Origin of the sequence: Nostoc sphaeroides (assembly GCF_003443655.1) — a bacterium.
In the GTDB taxonomy this organism is placed as follows: domain Bacteria; phylum Cyanobacteriota; class Cyanobacteriia; order Cyanobacteriales; family Nostocaceae; genus Nostoc; species Nostoc sphaeroides.
The window spans coordinates 6,423,525-6,436,801 of the sequence record NZ_CP031941.1 but is presented as its reverse complement, the minus strand read 5'-3'; the positions used below and the strand labels follow the sequence as shown (position 1 = coordinate 6,436,801).

Here is a 13,277-nt window from a genome sequence, read left to right as displayed (position 1 = left end):
GTATCACCAGTTGTAGGGTCTACCTCACGTAAACGAGAACCGCTATAATTTATGCGATCGCAGTACTTTGTGATTTACAAGTTCATAAACACACGGCTTCGATATTCTTGAGAGGTTCGATGGTTGGGCGATTGACTACGGTATTGGGAAGAGGGCGCGATCGCAATGCGATCGCTCTCTACTCCAAAACGCAAATAATGCTTCATTCTCGAAGCAACTTTACGATAAATACCTATAGTTCCTGTGTCGCAAGGTTTTCAGCGATTTTTCTCGCTATTTCCCGACAGGTCTATTATGAATTAGCAATTATTAATGATGAATTATTCTGACAAGTCTTGTCTACCATCAAGCTAATTGAAACTTTCATTCTCTCTCTTGGTTAAGTTTTATCCAGTGTAATTTCCTTTCCTTTTAGGTTTTTCACTCTTCACCTTCAGTGGTCAGAGTGCGAATTAATTCCCGAATTACATCGGTTGCCGGTCTGCCAGTGCTTGAGCAATATTTTTCCAATTTCTCAGCCTCACCTGATGTGAGATTGATTGTAAGTCGTTTAACAGCCCATTTTTTATTCATAATATTAGACAAGTTCGATTTTTCAACTACTTTTCTAATATCAATCACTTAATCTGTTACTACATGGGTATTATCAAGGAATTTTAATTCAAGAAATGATGAAGCACATTAATATGTTTTTCCAAAGAATAGTGAATATGTAAAGTCGATTTTAGAATATAAAGTTTAACTCCCTTAAAAGTAGTAACTATAAAGCAAGTGTTATGCAAGTATAAAATAAAGTCATTTGAACTAAGTAATTTACCCCAATCTACGCTAGCCCACATCAGCAGTCCAAGCTAAAGTACTACATTGGAGAGCTGAGGTAAGCCGAAGTGTCACGCCAAAGTCTAAAAATTAAAAATGGTTGCGAGTAAGCGAATTTATACTCGCTCCGCGAGAAGCAAGCTATGTGATATCATTTCACTTTGGGAACTCCAAAAAATAAATTATTCCACATTCAAGTCGTTGACTGTTGACTGTTGACTGTTGACTGAAAACTCGTGAACCGTCAACGGTCAACAGTGAAAAATAGCAATGGAATATTTTTTTACTTGGAAGTCCCTTTAATAATGATACAAATACGCTCTTTTGGGGCAAGACATCGCTACTTGAGCACTTCAGCAGACAGAATACAGCATAGGGCGACAATGCAAAAACTCCTTTTTAATGACAGAGATAGATTTAGAGCGCAGGCCCTATTCCTTGGTAAGAATATTAACTTACAGAACTTGGAAAATTACGTGTGCTTGGCGACTATGCCAGTAATAGTTACAGTCGGTGAACACGGCTGTGCGGTACTGCTGAACTATGGTGCAGTTGTCCTGTTTAACCTTGAGCCTGTGGAAAAGGTAGCCTTTTTGACCAAACTATCCTCTCAAGTTAGTGGCTCTTTTGCCAACCCAGAAACAGAAGAGGTAGAAATTCATCTCAACGTAGCAGAGAGTGAGCGAGTTAAGGAAGGAAAAATTTTACTGCATGAATTTAGTGTAGAACGCTTGCAGATAGTAGCTGATATTCTCGCCAAGAGTGTTGTGCTGTCTCACTATGAAACCAGCCTAGCGGCTGTATTTGATCAAATTGAACCGTTTGCAGCTAGTCTCCAGCGTGAAGACAGGAGTAGACGCCAGAGCCGCGAATTATTGCGTCAACTTGGGACTACCCTATTAGTTCAACATAAGATTGTTGGTCAAGTAGAGATTATCGATAAGCCGGAGTTACTCTGGGAAACCCCACAGCTAGAAAACTTATATCTGCGCTTGGAAGATGAATACGAAATTCGTGAGCGTCACCATGCCCTAGAACGTAAACTAGAGTTAATTTCTCAAACTGCACAAACGGTGCTGGAGTTCATGCAGCATAGCAGTAGTCAGCGAGTAGAGTGGTATGTGGTGATTCTGATTGTGGTGGAGATTCTGCTATCACTGTACGACATCATTTTCAAAGGTTAACGCTAAATTTGCAGAGCGTAAACCCATTAGACTCACTGAAAACCGCTATCTTCCACCGAACGATTTAGAATCACCTGCGCTAGGTACAAAATGTTAGTTAAAAACATTCTTCCCTACGAACGTGATAGAAAATACTTGTATGATTTATGATTTTTGACTCATAGTGTAAGGATTACAGATAATGCACGTTCTCAAAAGATCCATCAAACCATCCACCTATATATCGTTCCTCCACATTTACCAAACGACTTGGGGGACTGCTGGTGATATTTGTTTAATCCGTGAATCTGTAGCTAATGATAGTACAGCGAAGTTTATCGGGCACAAAATCCAACTAGTAGTTCCAAAAGGGCTGGAGCGCGATCGCATCGCCAACTGTCCAATAATTAAAGTTGCAGGTAATGTCGGCGACGGACATCCTAAAGAGCATCCGTTGGAATGGGAGGCTTATGAAGGTGTAAGTGAAGAAATAGCTTTAGCGGCTCTCAAACCTTGGGCCTTCAAGTTAATTGAACTCTAATGTGGCAATCTGACAAGCTCAACTCGCTTTGGTTCTTCTGAAACTATTTTTTCCCCTACTACAGCATGGCGTAAATAAACATACTGTTTCAAATGGCGCAAGAAGCTCGGAATATAATTCTTTTGAATGCGTGACTTTTTTACTCTGAGCGCAGCCGTTCGCGTAGCGTCCCGTAGGGAAGGGTGACTTTTGAACGCCAGTTGCAACTAGAGTGGCTCGCCGCCCAACGCACTGGCTCCTTTTGACTTCCGCCTTGCGGTACTAGCACCATCAGACATTGGCTCAAATGGAAAAATTCATCTAATAGACATAGGAGTGAAATTAATTATGCGTTGCCCGAAATTCTTGGTAGGCATAATTCATAAATTGTGCTTACGTCATTTTCACTCCTATGTCTAATGTACCAAACCAGGTTTCTAAATCCGCGTAGTTTACCGCCGTAGGCATCGCCTGAAAATCCAACAATGCTTCACCGAGATTTTCTAATTGTTCTAAAGAGAGAGTTTCAATACGATCTAGCACCTCTGGGGGTAATTCTCCCACCCGTCGAGTAAGTTGACGGAGAATCAGCAATTGCCCCTCTGCTTTTCGTCCTTCTTCCCGTCCTCGTTGTTCCCCTTCTCTTAGAATTTCTTGATAAATCACTGACTCGCGCATCATACCCTCCCGAAATAATTGTCGAATCAAGTCTTGATTGTATTTTAACCCCGCTAAGATTTGGGTGTAAGCAGAAATTTCTGGTCGTTGTCTTGGCTCAAGTTGATTAACTTTGATCACAACTTGCTGCAACAAGGCTTGGGGTTGCGTGGTTGCGGCCAGTGGTGCTAATGGTAACAAAGCTGGCTCATTGAGGAATAGTTCAGGATTTTCTTCCCATAAGCGAATCACGCGATATTCATGACGGGTAGTTTCGACACAGAAGACAGTTTCAATTACTGTTCCTGGTGCAGGGGGAAGTAATAATACGACAACTTGCGTTATTGGTAAACGATATAAACGATATAAGCGTACCCAGTAATCTACCATCCGCAGGGGTAGGGGTGGCGTAGATTCTAGTTTGGTTTGAAATTCCAGATGCAGAATGCGTCCTTGTAGCTGTAGGAATGTGACGTAATCAGCGCGAATCGGTTCGATGCTCAATTCGGTTTTGAGAACTGTGACGGAAGTTTGCGGTGTTCCTAATACCCAACTGGCAAAGGTAGCAGGATGTTTTTCGGACAGTAGTTTGCAGAGGTTATCAAAAGACATTGACGATCGCTAACAATTGAACGAGGTATTGTTATTAGGGAACTCCAAAAAATAAATTATTCCACATTAAAGTCGTTGACTGTTGACTGTTGACTGAAAATTCGTGAACCGTCAACGGTCAACAGTGAACAATAGCAATTGAATATTTTTTTACTTGGAAGTCCCTTATCTCGTGCAGTGGTTTGAGTAGGCGATGTCTACGACGGGCTATTCGGCGTCGCACCATAGATCACGGAAGCTCAATACTATACTCTGAGCGTATCTTTTTTAAATTCCTGTACTATTTACATTAATATTCCATTTCTAGCTAGGTTGAGTTATCAGACAGTAAAAAGATAACTGTAGCGGTTCCTGATTTACTAGTAAAAACCTAACTCCCTTCTCTTTCCCTACCAAGGAAAGGGCAGAAACAGCCTTTATTACTAAAGAAATTACAAATTACAAATGCATCTACAGATAATTAAAAAGCGTTCGTCGCCCTTTTTCCTTTTTCCCTTTACCCTGCTGTTGACACTCCTCCTCGCCCTGCCTTGGGTAAGTGCGAAAGAACCGCCTCGTCCGAAGCCAGAAGCTTGGCAGATTAACGGTATCGTTGCTGCTTTGGATGATAGATATGACGGAGTAAAGAAACTCGCTTTTGAAAAATTTAATGAATATGATCTAAAAAATTTGAAATCGGTGGTTCAAAAACCAGAGGATATTGCACAGAAAGTTTTCAACATCCTCAAGGATAAAACCGTTGACCCCGATATTCGTCAAAGTGCAGCAAAGGCATTGGGAAATCTAGGGGAGGCAGCCAAACCCTACGTCAAAAACATCCTCGACTTCCTCAAGGATAAAACCGTTGACTCCGGGGTTCGTATGGGTGCAGCTTATGGATTGGCAAATCTGGGGGAGGCAGCCAAACCCTACGTCAAAGACATTCTCGACTTCCTCAAGGATGAAACCGTTGACAAAAGTGTTCGTTTCAGTGCAGCAAATGCATTGGGAAATCTGGGGGACGCTGCCAAACCCTACGTCAAAGACATTCTCGACTTCCTCAAGGATGAAACCGTTGACAAAAGTGTTCGTTTCAGTGCAGCAAATGCATTGGGAAATCTGGGGGACGCTGCCAAACCCTACGTTAAAGACATCGCTGACATCCTACTGGATAAAACTATTGACCCAAGTCTTCGTTCCGGTGCAGCTTATGCATTGACAAATTTGGGGGAGGCAGCCAAACCCTACGTCAAAGACATCCTCAACTTCCTCAAGGATAAAACCGTTGACTCAGGTGTTCGTTCCAGTGCAGCTTATGCATTGCTAAATCTGGGGGAGGCAGCCAAACCCTACGTCAAAGACATCCTCGACTTCCTACTGGATAAAACTATTGACCCAAGTGTTCGTTTCCCCGCAGCAAAGGTATTGGGAAATCTGGGGGAGGCAGCCAAACCCTACGTTAAAGACATCGCTGACATCCTACTGGATAAAACCGTTGGCTTAGGTGTTCGTTCCGGTGCAGCAGTGGCATTGGTAAATTTGGGGGAGGCAGCCAAACCCTACGTCAAAGACATCGCTGACATCCTCAAGGATATAAATTTTGACCTAGATGTTCGTTCCCGTGCAGCAGTGGCATTGGTAAATTTGGGAGAGTCAGCCAAACCCTATTTCAAAGACTTCTTCGACTTCCTCAAGGATAAAACCGTTGACCCCGATGTTCGTATATTAGCAGCAGTGGCATTGAGAAATCTGGGGGAGGCTCCCAAACCCTACGTCAAAGACATCCTCGACTTCCTCAAGGATGAAACCGTTGATAAAGATGTTCGTAGAAGTGCAGCAGTGGCATTGAGAAATCTGGGGGAGGGTGCCAAACCCTATGTCAAAGACTGATGAAGTCAAAACACTGCTGACATGGTTGGGTTTTCCTAACACTAAAACGATTCCTGCTCAATTGAGTCATGAGCAAGGTAATAAAACTCTTAAAATATTTGCCCAAGCCTGGGAACCCAGCCGAGATTTTACACGATTACGAGAAGACTTAGCCAAGCAAATTGCTGTAGTTGCGAAAAAAGTCTCTTGGCGATCGCAAGACATTCTCATCCTAGAAACTCACTACAACAATCTCAAAAAAGCTGGATACAACGAAGCTGATTCGCTGCAATCAGTAATAGTTAACCTCAAGGGTCAGTAGTGGTTTTTCAGGTTTTGGCTATTATTTGCGTAAGTCCTGCTCTTGATTTAATTAAAATCTGACTTTTCACGTCGTGTAGAAAAACTAACGCTAAACCTAATCCCTGAGCAAGCTGCCCTACTAGGGAATGGAAGCGAGGTTTTCTAGATAAGAGTGAAAAATCAGATATTGGAATAAGTGGAAAAAGAGATTGTGTCTGTCCTACCGCCAAGTAGAATCAATGCTCAGTTCACCTAGAACCAAGCTTAATAAATGAAGGCGGAAGGATTAACCACGATCCCAGTTGCGATCGCGCTCATAGCGATGGTTATTGTCACGAATGTTGCGAAGGTTATTATCGCGCTCATAGCGACGGTTATTGTCGCGTTCATAGCGACGGTTATTGTCACGAATGTTGCGAAGGTTATTATCGCGTTCATAGCGGCGATTATTATCGCGCTCATAGCGATGGTTATTGTCACGAATGTTGCGAAGGTTATTATCGCGTTCATAGCGACGGTTATTGTCGCGTTCATAGCGGCGATTATTGTCGCGTTCATAGCGGCGATTATTGTCGCGTTCATAGCGGCGATTATTGTCACGCTCATAGCGGCGATTATTGTCACGCTCATAGCGACGGTTATTGTCGCGTTCATAGCGGCGATTATTGTCACGCTCATAGCGACGGTTATTATCGCGTTCATAGCGACGGTTATTATCGCGCTCATAGCGATTATTATTGTCACGAATGTTGCGAAGGTCGTTCTGGCGGTCATAATCACCATTTCTGTGGTGACGACTTTGACCTTCGTACTTACCATTATCGTTGCGTTGATAGCCGTAGCTATCTAATCCAGCAAGATAATCCACTGGTGTATTAGCATCAGCTTTTGGAGAAATAGCCAAAGCTGAAGCAGATGCTATCAAGCCTGCGAGCAAAATAGAGGTAAAGCGGTTCATGATGTGAGTCAAAAATTGTTGATAGTAATTTATGCAAGTCCAGTCTGTTTAGGAAAAGCAGATTCCACAAGTCTTTAAATCAATCCTAACAGTGTTGAATAACTCGAAAAGTTTTCTTGGGTGCGGTGATTGAGAAAAGTTTTGTTGTCTGTGGTACTCTAGACATCGCACCTTTGACCAAACCTACCAACTAGCCAATAATCTGATCTACTAGACAAAACGCACACCAATTGTGATTAGTGTGCGTCTGTGCTTAGATTTTAGAAGTTCTCGAACTTAGCGATCGCATCTTTCATCTTATCCACCACCTCATCTACAGGGATAACTCCCAATTCCCCAGAGGCGCGGGTACGGATACTCAAGGTGTTGGTTTCCACTTCTTTCGCTCCCACCACAGCCATTACGGGTATTTTTTCTTTCTCTGCATTGCGAATCTGTTTACCCAAGCGATCGCCACTGGTATCAACTTCTGCACGGATGCCTAACGCTCTCATCTTCGCTACCACATCTTTAGCAAAGTCTAACTGTGTGTCACCCACTGGCAGTAATCTAGCTTGCACTGGCGCTAACCACAAAGGGAAATCGCCTGCATATTCTTCAATTAAGATCCCAATCAACCTTTCCAGCGAACCAAAAGGCGCACGGTGAATCATCACTGGGCGTTTGCGAACACCATCTTCGGCGACATACTCTAATTCAAAGCGTTCTGGCAAGTTGTAATCTACCTGTACAGTTCCTAATTGCCACTCCCGTTCTAAGGCATCACTAAAGATAAAGTCAAGTTTTGGCCCATAAAAAGCCGCTTCTCCAATACCTTCAAAGTGATCCATCCCCAAGGTTTCAACTGCACGGCGAATTGCACCTTCGGCTTTGTCCCAAACTTCATCTGAACCGATGTATTTATCACTAGCTGGATCGCGGAAACTGAGTCTAGCTTTAAAGTTCTTCAGTTGCAGACTATTAAACACCGACAAAATCAAATCCACCACACTGAGGAATTCACTATCTAGCTGTTCTGGGGTGACGAACAGGTGAGAATCATCCACAGTAAAACCGCGCACCCGCGTTAAACCGCCCAATTCCCCTGATTGTTCGTAGCGGTAAACAGTACCAAATTCCGCCAAGCGCATCGGTAGTTCTCGATAAGAGCGTAATTCACTCTTATATATTTGGATGTGGAAGGGGCAGTTCATCGGCTTCATGACGAAGCCCTGTTCCTGTGCAGCAGCTTCAGAGTTATCTGCCATTAAAGGGAACATATCTTCTTTATATTTCTGCCAATGTCCAGAGGTTTTAAATAAGTCTACTCTGGCAATGTGAGGCGTTACTACGGATAAATAACCCCGTTTTAACTGTTCTTGCTTGAGGAAGTCTTCTAAAGTACTCCTTAACAAAGTACCTTTTGGCGTCCACAAAGGTAAACCCGGCCCCACTAGATCAGAAAATATAAATAATCCCAGTTCCTTACCCAGTTTTCGGTGATCTCGCCGCAGCGCTTCTTCTTTGCGCCGCTTATATTCAGTGAGTTGTTCTGGACTTTCCCAAGCGGTGGCATAGATGCGTTGTAATTGGGCTTTAGTTTCATCCCCACGCCAATAAGCACCAGCAACGCTTTCTAGTTCAATTGCCTTGGGGTTTAATTCGCTGGTATTTTCCAGGTGAGGCCCCGCACACAAATCCCACCATTCATTTCCCAGGTGGTAAATCGTAATTGGTTCGTTTTTGATATCTGCCAGAATTTCTAGCTTGTAAGGTTCCTTAATTTCCTGAATCCGGCGTTCGGCTTCTTCGCGGCTGACTTCTTCTCGAATAACCGCCAACTTGCGATTAATAATCTTCGCCATCTCTTTTTTGATGGCTTTGAGATCATTTTCGCTAAATGGTTCTGGATTGTCGAAGTCGTAGTAAAAACCGTTTTCAATCCAAGGGCCGATTGTAACTTGCGCCTTGGGAAACAGCTTTTGTACCGCCATTGCCATTACATGGGAAGCAGTGTGGCGAATCTTTTTTAGGTTCTCCGATTCGCTGGTACGCGGTAAATAAATTTTTTCAACTTGTTCTGACTGTTCGGACTGATTTGATGAATTTGGCGACATTGGCTGCTGAACCATTGGCGAAGTGATTACAAAAGGTGATTTATCTGAATCTGTAGGCTTATGTCAACTATAACGACTTTGATTTTTGGCAGTTCAGCTTTATTTTGCAACTACTGACTTAATTTGTGATAGGGGATAAAGATAAATTTTTGAGCGGTTGGGTGAGTCTTAAATTCAGAATTCCACGCGACGCCGAATAGCCCGCACTTCGGCAAGCTCAGTGACCATCGTAGACATCGCTAAATTATCTGATGAATTGCAACTCAATGGCATATATACCTATAAATGCCTCTCCAAAGGAACTGTACAAACCTTAGATCAAGACTATATAATAAAATCTGTGTTCTTTGTTACAAATTTTTACATCCTCTAATTATGAGGAAAATCAAAAAAGTGTTAAGAAACGTAAATAACGTTAATATTAGTAAGAAAGTTTGAAATATCCTTCCCATTTATGTCAGACTCAAATTTACCAGGGACAGATTTGCTAGAAACGGTTTTAGAACCCCTGCTGGAAGATTTTCAGCATTGGTTTGCGCGATCGCGTCATTTACTCGAAACCGAGCAACTATCATTCATAAGTCACCAAGAGCAATCTGACTTGCTTTTGCGGGTTAAGCAAGCGCAGGATGAACTAAATACGGCGAAAATGCTGTTTAATGCTACTGATAAACAAGTCGGGATTGATATGGCAACGTTAATGCCTTGGCATGAATTAGTAACAGAATGCTGGAATGTTGCAATGCGCTTTCGCCAAGGGCGTGAAGCCTAAGCAACAGATGGGAGCATCTGCTAAATTTTGGCAGACTACTTAACGATGTCTCAAGACTTGCCTCTTTGTGTCTACACAAGACGGTAAATCAGCCGTTAAAGAAATAGTAAAAAACTCTTAACAATTTCTTAACACTCTTTGGATTAACAAAGTAATGTATCCTATGCTACCGTAAGTGGAATAACGGTTGACAAATAGCTTCATATAAATGTAATAGCACCAAGGGTGCGTCAAATACTCGTCTTAACTGTGAGTCACAGTATCGGCGAAGCAAAGCGTTACAAAATAAAGTTTTAAAAATTGCTGTCCTGGAGGAAAATTCAATGTTACACCTACTTTACATTCTTGCTTTTACAATCCTTGCATTTATAGCTGTTGGCAACTTAATTCGTAACCTGATCATGTTCAGTTTTGATCGGGAGCGAACTTACCCGACGAATTCCTCGCCAATGAATAATCAAGGCAACTATGGTTATTATTCATCAAAAAAACAGTTTGTACCGCATCCAGAGTTATTAGATAGTGCTGGCAAGTTAATAAAAGAGCCACTTTTGGTAATGCGTTCAATTAACGTTGAAGATGCGCGTCAACATCTCGATGCACTTTACGAAGCATCCCCAGGACATAAAAGAGAAAATTCTGAGGAAGCATAAAAAAAGTTAGAAGTTAAGAGTTAGGAATGTAGCATCCTGAAATTCATTACAGTTTCAGGATACTACATACTTAATGGGTGGATGGTGTGATGAGATAATTCGTGAAGCACTCAATGAAGCTACTGGAAGGTAGTTTTCAATACTCTGGTCGTGATTAGAAGATACAAGTACCCGAACAACAGCCATCTAAACTGCTTTCTTAGTACAGCTTTGCGTAAAATCGTGGCGAATTCAGAGGTGAAATTTAAATGCAAAGTAGCGCAGAGGTAAGCGCATATCTATATGGGTTTGAGGCTTTTTTATGCCTCAAGGTCAAACTATTAAGCATAAAATTGGGAGTGGATCATTCACCACTCCCTAATTTTTTTACGCTTCGATAACTACCCGAAGATTGCCCCGTTTTTTTGCAACGCGACAAGCAGTCGTAGTACCAGAACGCTCGAATTCTAAATCGAGGATGGTGGGGCCGACTCGCAAATTATGAAATGACAAGCGATTAATCGATTCTGGCAAAGCAGGGTCGATTATTCGCAGGCAGTTATTTTGAGCATCAGGTACCAAGTTAACCATCATTTGCAGTAGTTGGAAGACACTACCAGTAGCCCAAGCTTGGGGAGTACAAGCAACTGGATACTGCACGGGGGCATTATCACCGTTCCGTTCGTAGCCGCAGAATAGTTCTGGAGGACGTTGATAAGGCTGCTGACTAGTCATGTCGAATAAACCTTGGAAAATTTCTAGGGCTTGATCGATAAGACCCAGCGATCGCAATCCCATTGCAATCAGAGCGTTATCATGAGGCCAAACCGAACCAGTATGATACCCCATTGGATTATAAGCAGGTGACAAACTACTCAGGGTACGAATGCCCCAACCATTAAACATATCTGGTGCCCGCAATCGTTCTGCTACACTATAGGCTCTTTCGTGGGTGAAAAGACCCAAATGTAGACAATGACCAGGATTTGAGGTGATACTGTCTACTGGTTTGCCATCTCCATCCAAAGCCAAAGCGCAGAAATCTAGGTCTTCTACCCAAAAATCTCGATTAAAACGAACCTTGAGACTTCTAGCCTCTTCTTGCCAACGATCTGCCAAATCAAGCCGCTTTTTCATCCTAGCGATTTCTGCTAGACGCATTTTTGCAGCATAAACATAAGCTTGCACTTCACACAAGGCAATTGGGCCGTTGGCTAATTCTCCCTTGTGATTTACGATACAGTCATCAGAATCTTTCCAACCTTGGTTAGGAAGACCACGTTTGGATTTACGGAAGTAACTGAGGTAGCTGGTTTCTTTCGTATTGCGATCGATCCACTCCATTGCTGCTAGAGCATTTGGCCAAAGTTGCTCTAGGAGTTCGTGATCGTGAGTCCAAGCATAATGTTCGGCATACAGCATCAGCCACAGGGGAGTGGCATCAACTGTACCGTAGTAGGGTGTATGGGGAATTTCTTGACAACGAGCCATTTCTCCCAAACGTAACTCGTGCAAAATCTTACCCGGTTCTTCTTCGCGCCATTCGTCGTCGATTTTACCTTGGTATGCCGCAAGTAATATCAGGGTTTCTTTGGCGATTTGCGAGTTTAACATCAGGGTTTGAGAAGCTGTAATCAGCGAATCCCGCCCAAATAGTGTCGAAAACCACGGCACTCCAGCCGAAACTGTCTTATGCTTACCAAAAGACTGGCGCAACAAATACATATCCTGCTCGGCCCGCTCAATGACTCGATTGAAGGTGTTCTTATCTGAGCTAATGCGTGTAATTTGCTGTACCCAGTTTTGCTCCTCCATCAACTCAGCAGCTTTCGCCTGTCCTAAAGTGAAGGCGGCGCTGACGGTTGAACTGGACTGATTGTTTTTCAACATGTTCAGCCGATAGCCCAGCTTGTGGGTTTCGTGAGAAGCCAACTCTAGCTGCCAAACCGCAGTGTAACCCTTGAAATAGTCTGGTTGGCGATGCTGGAATAAAATCCGGGATTCCATTACTGAGCCATCCAGACCTTGATAGGCGAGTGTTAAGGATTCTTCTCTAAAAGTTGGTGGTTCTTTGGATATAGGCGAAACACCATCGGCTAGAGAAATTCCTTCTTCAGCCGTTGGTTCTACTAGACGTAAAAGCCTACCTCGCTTTTCTCTGTCATAGCCCCGGACTTCAAATAAATCAACAAAATCCGCATCAAAGCTGATGGTTAGTTCAAAATTGACAGTGGTTGTGCTGTAATTAGATACTTCTATTTCTTCAAATAGTGCCCCATTCAGCACCATTTCCCGGCGAATTCCCACAGTTTCGGCTCTTAGGCGTTCGTCGATTCTGGGGTTGGTACACAAAGCTGAGAGTGAAAACCCTTTTTCAGCAGTACTACTGAGAAGTACAGGCGATCGCCCTTCAATTTGCAACTCCAAGCGATTGAGAAATCTCGTATCACAACAAAACAATCCCATGCTGGGATTGCCATCGTTGAGGGAACAGCCAGAAATATTCCCGATAGTATCCGTCACGAAAAATAAATCATCATCTTTAACCGTCAGTGTCGGTTGTGGTCTTTCACTCACAACACAAGGCCACTCCGGGATAGGTAATTGTTCGGCAGGAATAAAAGTTTTTCCATCTAGGAAAATTTTTTCCGTGGTCATTAGCGTATCCGGTGTCATTAGCAAAAGTTCCGTGTACAGGTCTTCTGAGTTGAGATTTCCGAACCCTCACAACTTTCAAAAAAAAAAGACGCTTTCTAAAACTTGCTTGAGCCATTGGAGCCAAAATAATACTTACCTACTGCTGACAACATAGCAGCGCTCAAACTTGTATAAGTAGATATCTATAAACTTATATTTTATAACTCTAAAGTCAAGGCTGAAAACTGAGGATTTTTAGA

12 protein-coding genes are annotated in these 13,277 nt (G+C 42.8%); 6 read left to right on the top strand and 6 right to left on the bottom strand.

Annotated features, from left to right (window positions below):
• Positions 1-74: 74 nt before the first annotated feature.
• The gene (locus tag D1367_RS33020; RefSeq protein ID WP_267255591.1) at positions 75-206 is read right to left on the bottom strand and encodes a hypothetical protein; all 132 of its coding nucleotides are present in this window, start codon (positions 204-206) and stop codon (positions 75-77) included.
• A gap of 214 nt (positions 207-420) precedes the next feature.
• On the bottom strand, positions 421-573 hold the full coding sequence (locus D1367_RS28700) for a ribbon-helix-helix domain-containing protein (protein ID WP_118171683.1): 153 nt from the start codon (positions 571-573) through the stop codon (positions 421-423).
• A 629-nt stretch (positions 574-1,202) separates the two neighbouring features.
• On the opposite strand from D1367_RS28700, the gene D1367_RS28695 reads away from it, so the two are divergent.
• Both D1367_RS28695 and D1367_RS28690 read left to right on the top strand, forming a co-directional pair.
• The gene (locus D1367_RS28695) at positions 1,203-2,003 is read left to right on the top strand and encodes an RMD1 family protein (RefSeq protein ID WP_118170619.1); all 801 of its coding nucleotides are present in this window, start codon (positions 1,203-1,205) and stop codon (positions 2,001-2,003) included.
• A 181-nt stretch (positions 2,004-2,184) separates the two neighbouring features.
• Positions 2,185-2,523, top strand: coding sequence for a hypothetical protein (locus D1367_RS28690; RefSeq protein ID WP_118170614.1), 339 nt, complete (start codon positions 2,185-2,187; stop codon positions 2,521-2,523).
• 372 nt (positions 2,524-2,895) lie between these two features.
• On the opposite strand, the gene D1367_RS28685 is transcribed toward D1367_RS28690, so the two are convergent.
• A complete protein-coding gene (locus tag D1367_RS28685) occupies positions 2,896-3,771 on the bottom strand; it encodes a DUF4351 domain-containing protein (protein ID WP_118170611.1) in 876 nt (291 codons plus the stop codon).
• Positions 3,772-4,215: 444 nt separating this feature from the next.
• On the opposite strand from D1367_RS28685, the gene D1367_RS28680 reads away from it, so the two are divergent.
• Complete coding sequence (locus D1367_RS28680) at positions 4,216-5,640, top strand: HEAT repeat domain-containing protein (RefSeq protein ID WP_228674700.1); 1,425 nt, start codon at positions 4,216-4,218, stop codon at positions 5,638-5,640.
• Positions 5,627-5,941 carry a hypothetical protein gene (locus tag D1367_RS32525; protein WP_228674701.1) on the top strand — a complete coding sequence of 105 codons (315 nt, stop codon included), beginning with the start codon at positions 5,627-5,629 and terminating at the stop codon, positions 5,939-5,941. Before D1367_RS28680 ends, D1367_RS32525 begins: the two co-directional genes overlap by 14 nt.
• Positions 5,942-6,208: 267 nt before the next feature.
• On the opposite strand, the gene D1367_RS28675 is transcribed toward D1367_RS32525, so the two are convergent.
• Both D1367_RS28675 and thrS read right to left on the bottom strand, forming a co-directional pair.
• Positions 6,209-6,880 (bottom strand): hypothetical protein, encoded by a 672-nt coding sequence (locus tag D1367_RS28675; RefSeq protein ID WP_181984995.1) that lies wholly within the window; start codon positions 6,878-6,880, stop codon positions 6,209-6,211.
• A gap of 260 nt (positions 6,881-7,140) precedes the next feature.
• Positions 7,141-8,991, bottom strand: coding sequence for a threonine--tRNA ligase (gene thrS / locus D1367_RS28670; protein ID WP_118170607.1), 1,851 nt, complete (start codon positions 8,989-8,991; stop codon positions 7,141-7,143).
• 439 nt (positions 8,992-9,430) lie between these two features.
• Here thrS and D1367_RS28665 point away from each other — a divergent pair, with 439 nt between their 5' ends.
• Positions 9,431-9,748 carry a DUF2605 domain-containing protein gene (locus tag D1367_RS28665; RefSeq protein WP_118170602.1) on the top strand — a complete coding sequence of 106 codons (318 nt, stop codon included), beginning with the start codon at positions 9,431-9,433 and terminating at the stop codon, positions 9,746-9,748.
• A gap of 323 nt (positions 9,749-10,071) precedes the next feature.
• Positions 10,072-10,401, top strand: a complete 330-nt coding sequence (locus D1367_RS28660) for a DUF2973 domain-containing protein (RefSeq protein ID WP_100897881.1) — start codon at positions 10,072-10,074, stop codon at positions 10,399-10,401.
• 366 nt (positions 10,402-10,767) lie between these two features.
• Here the strand turns inward: D1367_RS28660 and D1367_RS28655 are convergent, their stop codons facing one another.
• A complete protein-coding gene (locus tag D1367_RS28655) occupies positions 10,768-13,056 on the bottom strand; it encodes an amylo-alpha-1,6-glucosidase (RefSeq protein ID WP_118170598.1) in 2,289 nt (762 codons plus the stop codon).
• Positions 13,057-13,277: the final 221 nt, after the last annotated feature.

Bases quoted from the DNA above. Each gene is read 5' to 3' on its own strand.
- D1367_RS33020 (WP_267255591.1), bottom strand. From the start codon at position 206: ATGAAGCATTATTTGCGTTTTGGAGTAGAGAGCGATCGCATTGCGATC.
- D1367_RS28700 (WP_118171683.1), bottom strand. From the start codon at position 573: ATGAATAAAAAATGGGCTGTTAAACGACTTACAATCAATCTCACATCA.
- D1367_RS28695 (WP_118170619.1), top strand. From the start codon at position 1,203: ATGCAAAAACTCCTTTTTAATGACAGAGATAGATTTAGAGCGCAGGCC.
- D1367_RS28690 (WP_118170614.1), top strand. From the start codon at position 2,185: ATGCACGTTCTCAAAAGATCCATCAAACCATCCACCTATATATCGTTC.
- D1367_RS28685 (WP_118170611.1), bottom strand. From the start codon at position 3,771: ATGTCTTTTGATAACCTCTGCAAACTACTGTCCGAAAAACATCCTGCT.
- D1367_RS28680 (WP_228674700.1), top strand. From the start codon at position 4,216: ATGCATCTACAGATAATTAAAAAGCGTTCGTCGCCCTTTTTCCTTTTT.
- D1367_RS32525 (WP_228674701.1), top strand. From the start codon at position 5,627: ATGTCAAAGACTGATGAAGTCAAAACACTGCTGACATGGTTGGGTTTT.
- D1367_RS28675 (WP_181984995.1), bottom strand. From the start codon at position 6,880: ATGAACCGCTTTACCTCTATTTTGCTCGCAGGCTTGATAGCATCTGCT.
- thrS (WP_118170607.1), bottom strand. From the start codon at position 8,991: ATGGTTCAGCAGCCAATGTCGCCAAATTCATCAAATCAGTCCGAACAG.
- D1367_RS28665 (WP_118170602.1), top strand. From the start codon at position 9,431: ATGTCAGACTCAAATTTACCAGGGACAGATTTGCTAGAAACGGTTTTA.
- D1367_RS28660 (WP_100897881.1), top strand. From the start codon at position 10,072: ATGTTACACCTACTTTACATTCTTGCTTTTACAATCCTTGCATTTATA.
- D1367_RS28655 (WP_118170598.1), bottom strand. From the start codon at position 13,056: ATGACACCGGATACGCTAATGACCACGGAAAAAATTTTCCTAGATGGA.